The sequence below is a fragment of the Bradyrhizobium oligotrophicum genome (assembly GCF_051168495.1).
In the GTDB taxonomy this organism is placed as follows: Bacteria; Pseudomonadota; Alphaproteobacteria; order Rhizobiales; family Xanthobacteraceae; genus Bradyrhizobium; species Bradyrhizobium oligotrophicum_A.
Map to the genome: position 1 here is coordinate 201,952 of NZ_JBNPVB010000010.1, position 17,434 is coordinate 219,385.

Sequence of the window (17,434 nt, forward strand, 5' to 3'; positions counted from 1 at the left end):
AGGGACGGTTCGCGGTCGTCACGAGACGTGAGGTGGGGAGGCGGTGGCCGCAGTCTGTCACGGCGCGCGCAAGCGTGCGGACGAACGGCAGATTGTGGACGGTCAAGTCGTGTGGTCCTGGCACCCCGATGCTGGTGTCAAGTCTGCGCCGATGCCTTCCGGCATCGCGTGGATGACGGGGGCAAACAAGCCCGGTCCCCGGGGAGAGCGCGAAGCAGCCGAAAAGCCCACCGCGCAGGGAATGCCGGATGATCGGCTGAACCTGTGGTACCTGCCGCCTGCATTTTTTTCCGCAGGCGGGCCATGGGTGAAGCCTTCACCCGGCATTCCCTGCGCCCTCTTCGAATGATGAGGGCCGAACGACCGGAACACCTCGGGCGTTGCTGCCGCGGGAGCGCGGCTACGCGTCCTCAATCCGCGAGATGCATGCCGTGCCCCACGTTGACGTAGCTCTACGCTCCGCGCGCATCGACGGCGACCATGGGCTCGGCCTCTCGCCGCCATTCAGCTCACGGCGCGGTCTGCGCCTCGATCTTGAACTGCGCCAGCGCGCTCGGCGGGTCGATGGCGATGAGCTGGGCGAGCTGCATGGCCGGCACCTTGGCGCGCGGCGAGAGCTTCAGGGTGAAGGTCTGGCGCGGCCGCTCGACGAAGCGGCTGAGGGCGTCGACCGCAGCGGCCGCGTCGACATTGTCGGCGGCGATCTGCGCGCCGACCGCCTTGATGCTGTCGACCAGCTCCTTACGCGCGGCGTCGCGCGGGATGCCATGGCCGCGTGCGTAGTTGGCGACGAGCACGTCGACGGCGCCGAGATCGCGCAGGGTCAATTCGAGTCCGGCGGCCTCGATCTGCGCCGCCGCCGCCGTCGCCTGCTGCAGGTCGATCGTGAACACGTCGCGTGGCACCTGCGCCAGCGACGCGCTGGCGGAGGCTGCGACCAGATTGCTGACCTCGAACTTGAACGGTTGAAGCGCGAAGGTGCCCGCGCTCTCGGTCCAGCCGAGGCCGAGATCGGCATCGACAGCGGCGGTATCGATGCCGGCGACCAGCAGCGGCAGCAGCGCCGGATTGGACGGATCGAGCGGCCCGGCCATCTTGGCGACGAGACGGGCCTTGGTCGGAATGGGACCGACGAATTGGCCCCAGTCGAGGCTGATGTTGTCGATCTGCACCGGCTTGTCGCCGGCCTTGTACGGCGTCGTCAGCGCCTTCAGCTCGACGCCGTCGAGCAGCTTGAACAGCGCGACGGCATCGGCCGGGGCCGGCTTCGCACCCGACGCGGCATATTTGGCGCCGAAATGCATGAGGTTCGCGAAGTCGAAGCCCTTGAGCGCGAAGCGGCCGAGCTTGACCGGGCCGTTCGGCGCGCGGCCGTCGAAGCCTTCGACCGCGATGTCGCCCTTGCCGTCGCGCAGGTCGAAGCGGAGCGCCGCCAGCTTCACCGGCCCTTGCGGCGTCTCGATCGACAGGCCGCGCATCTCGGCGTTCTTGATCGCCATGCCCTCATAGATGCCCGCGACCTTCTCCATGAGCTCGTGCGTTTGCTCGGACGTCGGCTGTGCCGCCGGCGACGTGGGCAGGGCTGCGATCAGCGCCGGCAACTGCAGGCGCGAGGGCCGCACGCTGAACTCGTCGGCGGAGATGCCATCCATGCGCATGCGCACGCCGGCGTCGGAGCTGATCTCATAGGCGCCGGTCGTGACCCGACCATAGACGCGATAAATGCGGTCGTCCTTGGCCGCATCGGGATTGAGCACGGCCAGGATCGCATTGGCATCGATGTCCTGGTGAACGATGCTGGAGATGCGGCCCTGCATCTTCTCGACCTTTCCGGTCGGCTGCTGCGCGCTCGCCGCGAATTTGCCGGCCGGCTGCTGCAGGCTCATCGTGAAGGCGACCTCGTCGAGCTTGTAGCTCGCGATCCGGCCGGCCTTGATGCCGTCGAAGGTGAGCCCGGAATAGCTGAATTCGGCCGGGGACGCGGAGGGGCCGCCTTCCATCGTGCCGGTGGTGCGCGGCACCGTGATCGACGAAGCGCTGATCGCGACGAATTGCTGGGCGAGGGCCCGGTAAGTCTCCAGCATGCCGGCGCCGGCGGGAAGCGCGGCGAACCGGGTCGGACCGGCATAGTCCTTCACGACCACTTGCGGCAGCTTGTAGCTGAGGCGGAGCGGCGAAGGTCCGGTCAGCTGGCCCGTCATCGTGACGTCGCCGACCTCGATGCTGGCGGCGGTGACGTGCTCGGCATCAGGCTGGCTCAGCCCGGTCGCCGTGATGGTGCCGAGCGTGAGGCTGGCCGGCGGCTGCGTGGCCGATTCGATTTTGACATCGGCGATCGACAGCTTGCGGCTCCACAGGTCGAAGGCGACCTTGCCGTGGCTCGCGGTGGTGCCGTTCTGCCGGATCTGGGCGAAGCTGGCCTCGACCTCGTGTTCGGCGCGGTTCTGGGCATACCAGGGGGCGCCGATGACGCCGGCCATGCCAAGCGCAACCGCGACGAATATTCCGATCAGGACACGGGTCATTTGATGTGCTCCGCCCAAGGCTTAGGCAGCAGGAGGGTGATGGTCTCGGCAGGATCGATGGAGTAGGGATGTGCTTCTGCGAACGAGGGAATCGCTGGTCCGGGATGCCGGCGAGCATGGTTTCGGATGTTGCATGAAAGCCGCCCAACGTGCATCACATGCGCTTCCACCGGCCGGAAAAATCGGCGTCTGAACGAAACTCAAGAGACCAAAAATCCGGGTCGGAAACGCTGGAGCACGTATGTCGTCGTCCTATTCTGAAGATCTTCGTTCCGCAGCGCTGGCCTATCACCGGCTGCCACGGCCGGGCAAGCTGGAGATCCAGGCCACCAAGCCGCTCGCCAATCAGCGCGACCTGGCACTGGCCTATTCGCCGGGCGTGGCCGCCGCCTGCACCGAGATCGCCAACAATCCGGCAGAGGCGGCCACGCTGACCGCGCGCGCCAATCTGGTCGCCGTCGTCTCCAACGGTACCGCCGTGCTGGGCCTCGGCAATATTGGCCCGCTGGCGTCGAAGCCGGTGATGGAGGGCAAGGCGGTCCTGTTCAAGAAATTCGCCGGCATCGACGTGTTCGACATCGAGATCGCGGCCGACACGATCGACCGCGTGGTCGAGACGGTGGCGGCGCTGGAGCCGACCTTCGGCGGCATCAACCTCGAGGACATCAAGGGACCGGAATGCTTCGAGATCGAAGCCCGCCTCAAGGAGCGGATGAAGATCCCGGTCTTCCATGACGACCAGCACGGCACCGCGATCATCGTCGGCGCCGCGATCAAGAACGCGCTGTCGCTCGCCGGCAAGAAGATCGAAGAGGTGAAGATCGTCGCCTCCGGCGCGGGCGCCGCCGCGATCGCCTGTCTCAATCTGCTGGTGTCGATGGGCGCGCAGCGCAAGAACATCTGGGTCACCGACATCGACGGCGTCGTCCACGAAGGCCGCAACACGCTGATGGACCCCTGGAAGGCGGTCTATGCGCAGAAGACAGACAAGCGCACGCTCGCCGAGGTGATCGGCGGCGCCGACATCTTCCTGGGCGTCTCGGCCGGCGGCGTGCTGAAGCCGGACATGGTCAAGCAGATGGCCGACAGGCCGCTGGTGATGGCGCTCGCCAATCCCAATCCGGAGATCATGCCGGAGGAGGCCCGCGCGGCGCGGCCCGACGCGATGATCTGCACCGGGCGTTCTGACTTTCCGAATCAGGTCAACAACGTCCTCTGCTTCCCGTTCATCTTCCGCGGCGCGCTCGACGTCGGCGCCACCGCGATCAACGAGGCGATGAAGCAGGCCGCGGTCGACGCGATCGCACAGCTCGCCCAGGATCCGCCGTCGGATGCGGTGTCGCGCGGCTTCGATACCGGCGAGACCCAGGGCTTCGGTCCGGGCTCGCTGATCCCGTCGCCATTCGATCCGCGCCTCATCCTGCGCATTGCGCCGGCGGTGGCGAAGGCTGCGATGGACTCCGGCGTCGCGACGCGGCCGATCAAGAATTTCGACGAATACACCACCCAGCTCGAACGCTTCGCCTTCCGCTCCGGCCTGATCATGAAGCCCGTCTTTGCGAAAGCGAAGACGCAGCCGGTACGCGTGATCTATGCCGAGGGCGAGGACGAGCGCGTGCTGCGCGCCACCCAGGTCGTGCTGGAGGAGAAGCTGGCGCGGCCGATCCTGGTCGGCCGCCCCTCGGTGGTCGAGGCACGCATCAAGCGCTTCGGCCTGTCGATCCGGGCCGGCATCGATTTCGACCTCGTCAATCCCGAGGACGATCCGCGCTACCGCTCCTATGTACAGAGCTACATCGAGATCGCGGGGCGGCGCGGCGTCACGCCGGATGCGGCGCGCACCGTGGTGCGCACCAACGCCACCGTGATCGCGGCGCTCGCGGTCGTCAGGGGCGAGGCGGATGCGATGATCTGCGGCGTCGAGGGCCGCTACATGAGCCATCTGCGCCATGTGCGCGAGATCATCGGCTTCATGCCGGGGGTCAGCGATTTTGCCGCGCTGGCGCTCACCATCACCAGCAAGGGCGCCTATTTCATCGGCGATACCCAGGTGCGCCCGAACCCGACCGCCGAGGAGCTCGCCGAGATGGCCTCGCTGGCGGCCAATCACGTGATGCGCTTCAACATCAAGCCGAAGATCGCGTTCGTCTCGCACTCCGATTTCGGCGGCTACGACACCGACTCCTCGCGCAAGATGCGGCAGGCCACGGCGCTGTTGAAGCAGCATCGTCCTGATCTGGAGGCCGATGGCGAGATGCAGGGCGACACCGCGCTGTCCGCCACCGCGCGCAAGGCGATCCTGCCGCATTCGGATCTCGAAGGCTCGGCCAACGTGCTGATCATGCCGAACCTCGATGCCGCCAACGTCGCCTATCAGATGATCAAGGTGCTGGCGGATGCGGTTCCCGTCGGACCCATCCTGATCGGCCCGGCGCGGCCGGCGCACATCCTGACACCTTCGGTGACGGCGCGCGGCATCCTCAACATGACGGCGGTGGCGGCGGTCGAGGCCCAGGAGCGGGCGGGGAGGGCGCAGCCGACGCTGTTTGCGTGACCTGATCGGCGTGATCGAAGTGTGGCGGAATTCGTCCGGTTTCGGTCGTATTCCGTCCGCCTTTATTGTTGAAAAGCGTTCGCGACGTCACATATCCGGCTCCGTGGGCGGACGACGTCATCGTTTGAAGTTGATCCGTGAGGGCGAGAATGCCGGGTTTCATTACGTTCGGGCGCGTTCTGTTCGCCGTGATCTTCATCTACTCCGGCGCGACGAAGCTGTTCGGCATTCCAGCGACCGCCGATCTGATCGCGTCCAAGATCACGATTCCCGCGCTGGTCGCGCCCTATGCGGCCCAGCTCGAAGCGGCGGCGAAGCTGCCGATGCCGCAGATCCTGGCGATTGCGGCCGGCGCCTTCGAGGTGCTCGCCGGCGTCATGATCGCGCTGAACTTTCTCGGGCGCTTCTTCTCAGCTCTCATGATCGTCTTCGTCGGCGCGACGATCTTCTACTTCCACGACTTCTGGAACCAGGCCGCGCCCGACAACGCCAAGACCCTGATCGATGCGCTGAAGAATCTGTCGATCATCGGCGCGCTGTTCATGATCTTCGGCTACGGCGGCGGGCCGAAGGCGCCCGAGCAGCGCGCCTATGGCGACATCTGACGGTTCGGCTACGCGGCGCGTTTCCAGGCGGTGACGCTGACCTCGTCGGCCGGGTCGAGCATCAGCTGATTGGCCGGTGCGAAGCCGTGAGCGGTCAACACCTGCTGCGGCGAACGACCCGGTGCCACCTCCGGAAAGCAGGGCGTGCCACCGGGCAGCGAGACATGCGGCGCAAAGGACAGGAAGAACGTATCGTAGCGGTCCATGAACATCTCGAACACGACCGGACCGCCAATGACGGCCACCGTGCCGGTCGTCACGCCCGCGGCCTCGCAGGCGGCTTCGAACGAGGCGCCCGCCGGATTCCACAGCGTGGAGAGCGGTTTTTCCGGGTCCGGCGCCAGCGCCGCCACCTTGCGAGTCACGACCAGCCGCTTGCGCTTCGGCGAGTTCGGCTGGTCCTCATAGGAGTTGCGGCCGTGGACGATCAGATCGGCGCCGTCCAACGCACTGGCGAAGAACTCTGCGTCGCCCGGGAATTTGAGCGCCTGGGGCATCACATTGCCCGCATCGGCCAACATGCCGTCGGCCGATGCGATCACATAACCTTCGATACGAAGTCTGGGCACTGCCGAAAGGATTCCCGTCTCACTCGGACACTGTCGTCACAACGCTCGAGACCGGCCTCTGGCTCACCGTCGGCAGCTTCGCGACCTTGGCCAGCTGCTCGTCATATTGCGGCAGCGACTGCACCGGCGCCTTGGCGCGCATCGCGACGACTTTGTAGCCCCCGGCTTTCAGCCGGCGCAGCAGTTCTGGCAACGCCTCCGCCGTGTGCTTGTGGAAGTCGTGCATCAGGATGATGCCCTTGCCGAGCTTGTCGAGCTTCTTGAAGGTGACGTCGATCACCGCCTGCGCATTGCGCGCCTTGAAGTCGAACGAGTCGAGGTCGCAGGAGAATATGCCGATGTTGCGGGTGCCGAGATAGGTCACGATCTCCGGCGGGTGCTGCAGCGCCGGGAAGCGGAAGAACGGGGCCGGCGAGTTGCCGCCGAGCGCCCATTTCACCGCGCTGATGCCGAGCTCGATCTCTTCCTTGCGCTGGTCCTCGGTCAGCTTCTTGTTGGTCAGCGCGGCATGCGACCACGTATGCGTGCCGACCGTATGCCCCGCGTTGTAGACCTGCTTCAGGATCTCCGGATAGTAGGTCGCGTGCTTGCCGATGATGAAGAAGATGCCCGTCGTGCACTGGTCGGCCAGCGCCTTGAGCACGCCCGGGGTGTTCTCCGGCCACGGACCGTCGTCGAACGTCAGCACGACTTCGTGATCCTTCAGGAAGTCGAGATCCTTGAAGTGTTCGAAGCCGAAGCCCGGACCGCCGGTCGTGTCGATCTCGACGGTGCGGCCGACGCCGAGCGCCTCGGGGTTCATGCAGGGCGCGCGCGGGGGCTGGGTCTGGGCCGCAGCGGCCGGGGCGGGGGCTGGTACGGCAGCCGGCGTCGGCGCCGCCGCCGTGCGCTGCGCCTGCGACCAGGCTGCACCAGACGCCAACAGCGAGGCCGCCAGAGAACTTGCGAACACCAATCCAGTCGCAATCCGCATCGTGTTTCCTCGGGGGTTGTTGCAACGGGAGCGTCCGGGGATCCAGACTCGCTCCACCATCCGACTTGGGATACTAGCCCAGCGGCCGGACCGGCGCCAAAAGGAAACGCGGCAGAAGCACGGGGAAGTTGCCGGCGTCCGCCGCATTCTTGCCGGCTGTTGCTCAGCCGTCCGCCAACATCCGGGCGATTGCGGTCTTCACCCGTGTGTCGGTCGGCTCGACCGAGGAGGCGAACACGTCGGCGATATAGCCGTCGCGGCCGACGAGGTACTTGTGGAAATTCCAGCGCGGGGTCTCCTTGGGCCGCGCCTCGGCCGCCCAGCGGTAGAAGGGGTGAGCGTTGGAACCGGTGACGACCGCCTTTGCGGCCATCGGGAAGGTGACGCCGTATTGCTGGTTGGCCAGTTCGGCGATGTCGCCGGCGATCCCGGGCTCCTGGTTGAAGTCGTTGGAGGGCACCGCGATGATCGACAGTCCCCGCTGATGGAACTCGCTCCAGAGCTTCTGCAGGCCGGTATATTGCGGGGTGTAGCCGCACTGCGACGCGGTATTCACCACCAGGACCGGCTTGCCCGCGAAATCGGACAGGCGAATCGGCTCACCCGAGGGTACCGGGAAGGAAAAGCGGTAGGCCGTCGTCTTGCTCACCGCATTGTCGGCATGGGCTGCGCGCGTCGCGAGCGCCGTGCCGGACAAGGACGCGCCGATGCCGAGAAGAACCATCCTGCGATCGATCATGTGAATCTCCCTGTGCAGAGCCAGCCCCATCAGCAGATCGCGCGCGCTCTCGACCAGCCAGTTTCTGAACGGCTGCGAGGTTGCGTTGGATCAGACTGCGTTCCGGCAAGGGGGTACCCTTGCCCTGGGGCGGAAAAAGGGAGGTCGTCAGTCGTCAGCGCAGCGAAAGGATGAACTCCGTGCCCTCGCCGGTTTCGCCCTGGTTGATGCCCTGGTCCGAGACGATCAGCGAACTTCCGGTCGACAGCGCCTCGCCGAGCCAGGCCATGACATCAGCGGGAATGGTGATGCGGTCGAGCGCCTCGGTTGGCGTGCTCATCGCGACGACCGGCTTCGACTCGGAGCGGGTCTCTGCCGAAATCTTGCCGCGCCGGCCCGCTTTGTCCGCGCCCTCATTGGCCGCGACGCTGCGCGCGGAGGCAGGAAGCGAAACGACCGACCAGCGCATGGTCGAAGGATCGGCCTTGTCCGCCGTCGCGGTGAATACGTGCGTGCCGAACGGCTTGTCGCTTGGTGCGATCGTCACCGGGGTGTTGAACACCGATGCGAAGTTCTGCCGGACGTAGAGCTTCGAATCCTTGCGGCTGATGAAGATCGCGACCTGGCTGTTGCGCTTCAACTCCGGCTTGGGTGCGATCAGCTTGTCCGGTGCGGCCGCGCGGGACTGATCCTTGGTGAGGTCCGCCGGATCGACAGGCTTTGCTGGTGCGTCTGCGGTCGTGGTGGACGGCGCCGCTGGCTGGTCCGCGATCTGGGCGTCGGCGGGCTTTGCATCGGCAGGCCCGGCGTCAGCAGGCTTGATGGCGGTCGAGATGTCGGTGGAGCCGGTCGCCTCGGTCTTGCCGGCCGCTTCTGCCGGCTTGTCGGCCGCTGCCGACTGTGCCGCGCCGGCTGGCTCGCTCGCCGGCGTCGGCGCGGCGCTGCCCGCCCCGACGTCAATGTTTGCAGCCTCGCTCGTCGGCAGTTCGGCGACGCCGGGCTTCAGATCGGACGCATCGGTCCGAGTCGCGGTCGTGTCTGCCCGAACGGGGGCGGCGGTGGGCGAAGCGTCCGAGGCCATGGCCGGCAGTCCGCTGGCGTTGCTGGCATCGGCGGTGCGCATCGCGCGGACGGTTGCTTCATTGCCTGACCGGGGGCCGTCGGAATGGCCGACCGTGGAACGCAGATCGATGGTTGCGACCGTGATGGTCGGGGTCACCGCGGCACCCTTGTCCGACTTGGTCGCCGCAGGAGCGTTGGCGTCGGGTTGGACCGCAGCACTCGGCTGCGGCGCCCTCAGCGCGGCGAGCATCGGATGCGAGAAGCTGGCCGGCGCCACTTCGCCCGGCGTGACCAGAACGCGCGATCCCATCCGCGTCCAGCCATAGATTCGTGTGGCAAAGCTCGCGGGCATGCGGATGCAGCCATGCGATGCCGGATAGCCTGGGAGAACGCCGGCATGAAGTGCGACGCCGGACCAGGTGATGCGTTGCATGAACGGCATCGGCGCGCCGCTGTAGATGTTCGAGCGATGGAATTTCTGCTTCTGGATGACGCTGAACACGCCCATCGGCGTGGAGTGGCCCTTCATGCCGGTCGAGACCGGGGCTTCCGCGAACAGGCCGTTGGCATCGTAGACCTTGAGATGCTGCTTGTTGATCGAGATCGCGATCGTGACGGGCCCTTGCGGCTTGGCGGCTTCCTTGTCGATGGTTGCCGCCTTCTGGGTGCGGCGTGTCGTGGGCATGCGCGGCACGGTGGGACGTGCGGGCGGCGCAATGATGACCGGCTGCGAATCGTTCCAATAGTAATAAGGCGCTGCGTCAGCTCCGGAGGCCGCTGCGAGAACGAGCGGTATTGAAACGATTGCTGCACAACAAAACCGCCCGCTGGCGGCTGCACGAACGCAGAGCATTCCGGCAAACCCTCAAGAACCATCTGGTCTTTAGTGTCGCAGACGGAGTCTGCGTTCACCAGCTTGGGGCTTCTGCCCGGCCTGATTTTCGTTCCGATCGTAGCAGAAAAGCCTCACATCGCGTTAAACGCGCATGGGAGAACGATAGGCAGGAAGCGCCTTCCTCGCAGGCGTTTGTGTTCCTACATGGGCGGTATGTCGAGCCATCGGCAATTTAACGGAGACTGAGATGTCGTTCAGAGCCACCAACCGGTTTGATCTGTGGCTGAAAACCCTAGCATTCCTGCTGCTTATCGGACTGTTCTCGCCTGTGGTGTCAGCTTACGCCGCAGACGAGCCGGATCTGATCTTCCGTCGGTCGACAGTGTTCAAGCTGCTGAGCCCGAATGACAAGCTCGCGACCTATGGCGTTGATGATCCTGAGGTCGAGGGCGTCGCCTGCCATTTCACCGTTCCGCAGAAGGGGGGATATGCCGGCTGGCTCGGCCTTGCCGAGGAGGTCTCGGACATCTCGCTCGCGTGCCGGCAAATCGGGCCGATCCGCTTCAAGCGCAAGCTCGAACAGGCCGACGACATGTTCCGGCAGCGCCGATCGCTGTTCTTCAAGAAGATGCAGATCGTGCGCGGTTGCGACCCCAAGCGCAACGTGCTCGTCTACATGGTCTATTCCGACAGGCTGATCGAAGGCTCGCCGAAGAACTCGACTTCGTCGGTCCCGGTCATGCCCTGGGGCAGGGCCGACGACGGCGACGTGCAGAAATGCGGCGACTTCATTCAGTAAGGGACGCGCTCGGGGACGGTCGGCTGTCTGCGCGCTTGCCGGGCAATCTGCGCTTGGCCGCATCGTGGCAGCCGATCAGCTGTACCAGGCTTTGCGGCGTCGGACTGGCGTGATTTTCGACGCGCTGCTGCGCCATCGGCGTGGTGAGGGGGCTTCGCCCGAGTCGTGCCTTCGGAGTGTGCGTGCGTTTGTCGTCCATGGCGAACCCTGAGGGAGCAACGATGTCGTCAACGCACCGCGCGCTGCCGGGGCGGTGAGGAGTTGGGACGTTCGCCCAGACCGCCAGAGGTTACAGGACAGACCTTAAGAAGCCCTCCACCGACCGCGGCTTCGGGCGACGCGCGCGATCTGGTCGTGCCTGCTGTTCCGTCTTGCTTGAGGTTTGGCTCAACATCTCGTCATGGTTGCATTTGATGTCGTGAGGCGGAGCCGCACGAAACAAAGCAGAGAGGCCACGAAACCATTTTCGGCTTGGGCCGCAGACCGCATGAAACGTGAAATCGATATGAAGCGTGGATGAGCAGCAATTGCGCCCCGGTCGTGTCGTCAGCCGCGGCCAAGATGACATGACGAGAACACGAGACCAGCGGTCCATCATGCTTTTTCGACTGGGTATTGCGGCGCTTGCCGCCCTGTCCTGCCTCTCCTGGTCCTCCGCCGACGCGCGGCCTGCGGTCCGACTGCCTGATCTGCGCGGCGAGTTCGTTCGCCAATGCGCGCCTCACATGCTCGGACGATGGGCGCACCCCGAAGCCGTCTGTTCGTGCCTGCACGACCATGCGGCCGTCGTGGTCGAGGACGCCGACCTGCGCCAGGCTCTGCTGCGCGGCATCAGCGAAACCGGCGTCCCGACGATCGAGACGGATTGGGTGCCGCCCACCAAGCAGGCGGAGATCGGCCCCACCTTCACCAAAATCGCGAAGCCGGCCCTGCAGTGCATGTTCGACCCCGCCAAGTGATCGGCAAGCGGGTGAGACGTTGCACTGATCTCTGATCATGTCCGTCGTCCGGCACTCGTCTTCAGTCCAGGCCATATTGCGACATCAGCGACTGCACCTCGGGCCGGCGCATGATGCGCGAGATCTGGGTATTGATGGCCGCATCGTCGCTGCGGATCGCCGATCGCGCCGTCGATTTGCGGGCGGGGCGCGCGGCGCCGGCGTCGGCATGGGCCGGCTGACGCTTGGCATTTGGAGTCTTTTCGGCAGACGGCGCAGACGCCGCCGGCACCCGCGTTGTCTCCGCGGCTGCTGGAGCCGGCCCAGCAGGCGCCGTCGGTGCTGGGGTGGGGGCGGCCGTGGGCGCTGCGGTGGATGAGGCCGTTGTCGGAACGGGCGGCGCGGCCGGTGCGACGTGGCGGCTCTCGGTGCTGGCGGCCACCGGTGGCGTCGCGGGGATGGCCTCCGGGGCCTTGACGGTCGAAACGGTCGGCACCGCGGCCGTGAGTGAATTGGTGCGCGACTGCGGCGAGGCTGCGTCCGTTGCGACGGGAGCCGCGAGCGACGAGAGCGTCGTGGCCGGAGGCGCGATGGGGGCCGGCGGCTCGATCACCGGAAGCGGCGCCGCGATCGCGACGGCGTCCGCGGGGAGAGCCGCGGCCGCGCTGACCGGCGTTTCGCTTCGGGCACGCTCGGGCGCCGTCTTGCTGATGTCGCTGGGCACGTTGAGGGCCTGGGTCTGCGCGTGTGCCAGCATCTGCCGCGCGGTCATCGGCGTCTCCGCGAGAGCCGATATCGGCAGCAGGACGGCGGTCGCGAGCGCCAATGGCAGGGCCGTCGCGCGGGGGGAGAATCGGGTCATCGTAGGCTCCTTGGATGGGTGGTGCATCAACTGCGCCGTGTCCGCTTCAGGCCGCGGCGCTGGCGGTCGCCCGGTCGTGGGCGACGACGACGCGCTGGCCGCGCATCTTGGCGATCACCTCGTCACGCGGACCGAACGCCAGCGTCTTGCCGAAGGCCATCACCATGATGCGGTCAACATGCGCCAGAAGCTGCGGACGGTGCGTGACGACGATCACTGTGCGGCCGGCCGCCTTCGCCTGGGCCATGGCGTGGGCCAGCGCCCGCTCGCCGTCCTCGTCGAGGTTGGAGTTCGGCTCGTCCAGGATCAGCAGCCGCGGATCACCATAGAGGGCGCGGGCGAGGCCGACACGCTGGCGCATGCCGCCCGACAGCGCTACGCCGCCATCGCCGATCGGTGTGTCGTAGCCGTTGGGCAGGCGCAGGATCACCTCATGCGCGCCCGCGGCCTTGGCGGCCGCGACGACCGCGGCTTCGTCGACCTTGGCGAGGCGCGCGATATTGTCGGCGACGGTGCCGGAGAACAGCTCGATGTCCTGCGGCAGGTAACCGATATGCTTGCCGAGCCGGTTCTGGTCCCATTGGCTGTAGGCGGCACCGTCGATCCGGATCACGCCTTCGCGCAGCGGCCACACTCCGGCCATCGCGCGCGCCATGCTCGACTTGCCGCTGGCGGAGGCGCCGACGATCGCCAGGCTCTCGCCGGCCTTGAGCGCAAAGCTCACGCCCTTGACCGACGGCCGGCCGGCCGCCGGCGGCCAGACCACGGCGTTCTCGACGTCGATGTCGCCGCGCGGCGTCGGCAGGGCCGTCGGTGCAGCCGTGACCGGCAGCGCATGGAACAGCTCGTCGAGCCGGCGATAGGCGGAGCGGAACGCGATGATGCGCTTCCACTGGCCGACGACCTGCTCGACCGGCGCCAGTGCGCGGCCCATGATGATCGACGTCGCCATCATCGCGCCGGGCGAAATCTGCTGCTCGATGGCGAGCCAAGCGCCGATGCAGAGCAGCGACGTCTGCACCGCCATGCGCGCAAACTTGGTCACCGAATGCATCGCGGCACCACGCTCGACCAGCGTGCTGTGGGCATCGACCATTGCCGATTGCCGGCAGCTCCAGCGGTCCATCACGATGTCGCCCATGCCGAGCCCGCGCACGACCTCGCCATTGCGCAGCGCCGCCGCAACGAAGCGCGAGGCTTCATTGGCCAGTGCATTGGTGCGCTCGACGCTGGAGCGCGTGTAGAACTCGGTGAGCAGTGCCAGCGAGAACAGCACGATGGCGCCGAACAGGGAAAGGATGCCGAGATAGGCATGCTGCAGGAAGCACAGAGCGACGAACACCGGGGTCCACGGCAGATCGCAGGCGATGGCGGCGGTGCCGCTGGAGATGCAGTCGCGGATGGTCTCGGCGTCGCGGATGATCTGCTGGCCGAAGCGATGCCGCGGCGACAGTTCGGCCTTCATCATGGTCTCGAACAGCGGATGGCGCAGCGTGCCTTCGAACTGGACGCCGGCGCGCGCCAGCACGCCGGAGCGGGCGAATTCCAGCACGCCATAGAGCACCAGGAAGACGCCGACGATCAGGGTCAGCATGACCAGCGTGCCGAGACTGCGGCTGGTGAGGACGCGGTCATAGACCTGCATCGAATAGAGCGGCGAGGCCAGCATGCTCGCGTTGATGAAGAGGCTGAGCACGAAGGTCGCGGTAAGTGCGGGAAAGCAGGCGCGGAGCGCGGTGCCGAGCGGGCTTCGGGCGATTTTGGTGGTCATGTCGGATCCCCTTGCGATAGCGCGGGGGCAGGTTCGTCCAGCGCGGCCTCTACGACCGTGACTGACCTCACAGAGTGCGGAGGGCCTCGCGGGCGCTTGAGTTGGCCGGTGTCAGCAGCTACCGCAGGGACATTCCCGCTTGGAAATTTGCATCATCCGCCAGTGAAGACATGCGCGCCGTAACGACCCAAACCATCCGCCTCGTGTCCGGGCTCGTTCTGTTCGCGTTCGCGGCAACGCATTTCCTCAATCACGGAGTCGGTCTGTTCAGCCTGGAGGCGATGGACGAGGTGCAGGAATGGCGCCTTGCGGTAACCCGGTCATGGCCGGGGATGATCGTGCTGGTGGCCGCGCTGCTGGCGCATGCCGCACTTGCCTTCACGACGACGATCCAGCGCGGCACCTGGCGATTGCCGGCGTGGGAGGCGACCCAGATCGTCACGGGGTTTGCGATCCCGTTGCTGTTGCTGCCGCACGTCATCGAGACGCATGTCGCGCACGCGCTGTTCGGTGTTCAGGACAGCTACCTCTATGCGCTGGCGCTGATGTGGCCCGGCGCGGCATGGATGCAGACGGCGCTGCTGCTGCTGGTCTGGAGTCACGGCTGCCTCGGTCTGCACCACTGGCTGAAATTCCGTAGCTGGTATCGTCTCGCGCAGCCGCTATTGGTCGTGCTCGCTGTCGCCGTGCCGATGGCGGCGCTGATGGGCTTCGTGGTCTCGGGGCGCGCCGTCGCTGCCTTGATGACTGATCCCGGGATGGCCGAGCGCATGCGTCAGGTCACGCATTGGCCGGGCGAGCTCGACCTGAAGTGGCTCGGTCTGTTCCGGACATCGGCGCAGATCGCTGTTGCGGCGCTGCTGGTGGCCGGCGCGACCATCATCGTGTTTCGCCACATCGCAATGCTGGCGGCGCCGAAGGTGGCCATTGCGTTCACGGGCGGTGCGACGGTGCAGGCTGCGATCGGTCCGACGCTGCTCGAGATCTCCAGGACCAACGGTCTCGCGCACCCATCCGAATGCGGCGGTCGCGCCCGCTGCGGTTTGTGCCGGGTCCGTGTCGAGGACGGCGCCGAGACGCTGCCGCCGCCCGGCGCCGAGGAACGCGCCGTGCTCGCCGGCTTGGCGGCTCCCGGCAATGTCCGGCTGGCCTGCCAGATCCGCCCAGCGGCGCCGCTGACGGTCACGCGGCTCCTGGGGAGCGATCAAGGCGAGCGCGTGACCGTCGTCGCGGACGCGCAGGCCGAGCGGCGCACGGTATGCCTCGTCCATATCCGGGTCTGCGCCGTGGCCGTGATCGCGCGCGACCGGCTGGCCTCCGATCTCGGGTTCATGATGAACGAGATTTTTGGCGCCATCGGCGGGGCTGTCGAAGCCCATGCCGGGCGCATTGACCGGTTCCTCGGTGACGGTGTGCTCGCTGTGTTCGGCGAGCAGCAGGGACCGGAGCAGGGCTGCCGCAATGCGCTGCAGGCGATCAGCGCGATGGACGTTGCCATGGACCGTGTCAACGAGAGGATCGCGGCCGAGATCGGACGGCCCGTCGAACTCGCGATCGGTGCCTCGGTCGGTGAGGTCGTGGTCGGAGGGCTGGGCCTGGGACGCACGACGCAGTTGGCGGTTCTCGCGGGAGCGACGGAGTTGCCGGCACGCATGGCCGAACTGGCCTCCACCAGAGGCTGGCAGCTCGTGATGTCCGTGGGCGTGGCGACCGCGGCCGGCCTGGACGCGCCGGATGGAATGGCCCGTGAGACTCTGGCGGGCGCAGAGCAGGGCAGGGATCTCGACGTCATCGGCGTGCAGCGCGCCCGCGCCATCTCTCTCGAGGCGGGCGCCGGACCTGTGGCGCCCGCCTGAGCGTGGCCGTCATTTTTCCCGGAACGTCTTGGCGAGCGTGTTGAGCAGGGGACCGACGAGATAGTCGAGCACGGTGCGCTCGCCCGTCGAAATGATCACGTCGGCCTGCATGCCCGGCACGATCTTCTCGGAGATCTCGGGCGGCAGGGTCGAATAGTCGATCACGACCCGTGTCGAGTAGTAGCTCTGCTTGGTCGCCTCGTCCGGCATGGCGTCGGCCGAGACGCTCTGGACCTTGCCGAAGATCGTCGGCGTCGTGCGCGAAGAGAAATTGGGAAAGCGCACTTCGGCCTTCTGCCCGATGGCGACGCTCTCGATGTCGCGGGGCGAGACGTGCGCCATCACATCGACGCCTTCGCCGACCGGGACGATCTCGGCGAGCGTATCGCCGGGTTTCACGACGGCACCGACGGTGTGGACCTTCATGTTCATGACGATGCCGTCGCGCTCGGCGCGGATGTCGACGCGGCGCAGCACGTCTTCGGCAATCACGAGCTTCTCGCGCAGGTCGGACAGCTTGGCCCGGGTGCCGTCGAGCTGCTGACCGACCTCGGCGAGATATTTCTGCAAGGTCTGGTCGATCTGCAGGCGCGTCTGCGCGGCCGTCTGCGTCAGCCGCGCCACGTCGGCCTGGGCCTGGCCCAGATCGCCTTCGACGCGGGCGCGCTCGCGTTCGAGTTCGAGGAACCTGTTGCGCGCAAAGTAGCCGGCCGCGACGGCCGGCCGCACATTGTTGATCTGGGTCTCGAAGCTCGCGCGCTGCGCCGTGAGCGCGGCGCGCTGGCGGTCGCGGCCGGCGAGCTCCTGCTGCTGCTGGGCGATCTGCGAGTTGAGGATGTTGATCTGGCTGATCAGGCCGTTGCGGCGCTCGATGAAGAGGCGCTGCTGGTCGGCGATCACGAGCGCCGCTTCCGGCACGTTCTGCCGATTGAGCAGGCTGTCGGGGAAAGTGATCATGCGGGCGTTGCCGCGCTCGGCCAGGAGGCGAGCTTCCTGGGCGAGCGCCGCATCCATCTGCTTGCGCAGCAGGTCGGTGTTGGCCTGCGCCTCGGTCGGCTGCAGCCGGAACAGCAGATCGCCGCGGCGCACCGTGTGGGTTTCCTTGGCGAGGATTTCCAGGATGATTCCGCCCTCGCGGTGCTGAACCACCTTGTGATCGCCGGAGACGGACACCGTACCCGGGGCGATCGCCGCGCGGTCGAGCGGCGCATAGGCCGCCCACACGCCGAAGCCGCCGAACACCAGCGCAATCGAGAGATAGCCGAGCAGGGCGTAGCGGCTGAAATCGGCCCTGACCGGCTGCGCCCGGTCCGCGGGTTCGAAAAAGCCGTGATCCTGCACCAGTGACATCGACATCGCCGTCCCCC

14 protein-coding genes are annotated in these 17,434 nt (G+C 66.7%); 6 read left to right on the forward strand and 8 right to left on the reverse strand.

Annotated features, from left to right (window positions below; all coding sequences use genetic code 11):
• The first annotated feature begins 43 nt into the window (after positions 1-43).
• On the forward strand, positions 44-349 hold the full coding sequence (locus ACQR1B_RS20280) for a hypothetical protein (RefSeq protein WP_434833207.1): 306 nt from the start codon (positions 44-46) through the stop codon (positions 347-349).
• Positions 350-509: 160 nt separating this feature from the next.
• On the opposite strand, the gene ACQR1B_RS20285 is transcribed toward ACQR1B_RS20280, so the two are convergent.
• The gene (locus tag ACQR1B_RS20285; protein ID WP_434833206.1) at positions 510-2,525 is read right to left on the reverse strand and encodes a hypothetical protein; all 2,016 of its coding nucleotides are present in this window, start codon (positions 2,523-2,525) and stop codon (positions 510-512) included.
• Between the two features lie 241 nt (positions 2,526-2,766).
• Between ACQR1B_RS20285 and ACQR1B_RS20290 the strand changes: the two genes are divergently transcribed.
• Positions 2,767-5,079 (forward strand): NADP-dependent malic enzyme, encoded by a 2,313-nt coding sequence (locus ACQR1B_RS20290; RefSeq protein ID WP_434833205.1) that lies wholly within the window; start codon positions 2,767-2,769, stop codon positions 5,077-5,079.
• Between the two features lie 149 nt (positions 5,080-5,228).
• Positions 5,229-5,684 (forward strand): DoxX family protein, encoded by a 456-nt coding sequence (locus tag ACQR1B_RS20295; RefSeq protein ID WP_434833204.1) that lies wholly within the window; start codon positions 5,229-5,231, stop codon positions 5,682-5,684.
• 8 nt (positions 5,685-5,692) lie between these two features.
• Here the strand turns inward: ACQR1B_RS20295 and ACQR1B_RS20300 are convergent, their stop codons facing one another.
• The 4 genes from ACQR1B_RS20300 to ACQR1B_RS20315 all read right to left on the reverse strand — a co-directional run bounded on the left by ACQR1B_RS20300 (position 5,693) and on the right by ACQR1B_RS20315 (position 9,859).
• On the reverse strand, positions 5,693-6,253 hold the full coding sequence (locus tag ACQR1B_RS20300) for a dihydrofolate reductase family protein (RefSeq protein WP_434833203.1): 561 nt from the start codon (positions 6,251-6,253) through the stop codon (positions 5,693-5,695).
• A 19-nt stretch (positions 6,254-6,272) separates the two neighbouring features.
• Positions 6,273-7,226 (reverse strand): polysaccharide deacetylase family protein, encoded by a 954-nt coding sequence (locus tag ACQR1B_RS20305; RefSeq protein WP_434833202.1) that lies wholly within the window; start codon positions 7,224-7,226, stop codon positions 6,273-6,275.
• A 163-nt stretch (positions 7,227-7,389) separates the two neighbouring features.
• Entirely contained in the window at positions 7,390-7,965 is a 576-nt protein-coding gene (locus ACQR1B_RS20310) for a glutathione peroxidase (RefSeq protein WP_434833201.1), read from the reverse strand.
• 154 nt (positions 7,966-8,119) lie between these two features.
• Positions 8,120-9,859 carry a L,D-transpeptidase family protein gene (locus ACQR1B_RS20315; RefSeq protein ID WP_434833200.1) on the reverse strand — a complete coding sequence of 580 codons (1,740 nt, stop codon included), beginning with the start codon at positions 9,857-9,859 and terminating at the stop codon, positions 8,120-8,122.
• Positions 9,860-10,088: 229 nt separating this feature from the next.
• On the opposite strand from ACQR1B_RS20315, the gene ACQR1B_RS20320 reads away from it, so the two are divergent.
• The gene (locus ACQR1B_RS20320; RefSeq protein WP_434833199.1) at positions 10,089-10,640 is read left to right on the forward strand and encodes a CreA family protein; all 552 of its coding nucleotides are present in this window, start codon (positions 10,089-10,091) and stop codon (positions 10,638-10,640) included.
• Between the two features lie 596 nt (positions 10,641-11,236).
• The gene (locus ACQR1B_RS20325) at positions 11,237-11,599 is read left to right on the forward strand and encodes a hypothetical protein (RefSeq protein WP_434833390.1); all 363 of its coding nucleotides are present in this window, start codon (positions 11,237-11,239) and stop codon (positions 11,597-11,599) included.
• A gap of 61 nt (positions 11,600-11,660) precedes the next feature.
• Here the strand turns inward: ACQR1B_RS20325 and ACQR1B_RS20330 are convergent, their stop codons facing one another.
• Positions 11,661-12,440: a hypothetical protein gene (locus ACQR1B_RS20330; protein ID WP_434833198.1), complete on the reverse strand. Its 780-nt coding sequence runs from the start codon at positions 12,438-12,440 to the stop codon at positions 11,661-11,663.
• A 46-nt stretch (positions 12,441-12,486) separates the two neighbouring features.
• Positions 12,487-14,211 carry a type I secretion system permease/ATPase gene (locus ACQR1B_RS20335; protein ID WP_434833197.1) on the reverse strand — a complete coding sequence of 575 codons (1,725 nt, stop codon included), beginning with the start codon at positions 14,209-14,211 and terminating at the stop codon, positions 12,487-12,489.
• A 170-nt stretch (positions 14,212-14,381) separates the two neighbouring features.
• On the opposite strand from ACQR1B_RS20335, the gene ACQR1B_RS20340 reads away from it, so the two are divergent.
• Complete coding sequence (locus tag ACQR1B_RS20340; RefSeq protein ID WP_434833196.1) at positions 14,382-16,067, forward strand: 2Fe-2S iron-sulfur cluster-binding protein; 1,686 nt, start codon at positions 14,382-14,384, stop codon at positions 16,065-16,067.
• A 9-nt stretch (positions 16,068-16,076) separates the two neighbouring features.
• On the opposite strand, the gene ACQR1B_RS20345 is transcribed toward ACQR1B_RS20340, so the two are convergent.
• Positions 16,077-17,423, reverse strand: a complete 1,347-nt coding sequence (locus ACQR1B_RS20345) for an HlyD family type I secretion periplasmic adaptor subunit (RefSeq protein ID WP_434833195.1) — start codon at positions 17,421-17,423, stop codon at positions 16,077-16,079.
• Between the last annotated feature and the right edge of the window lie 11 nt (positions 17,424-17,434).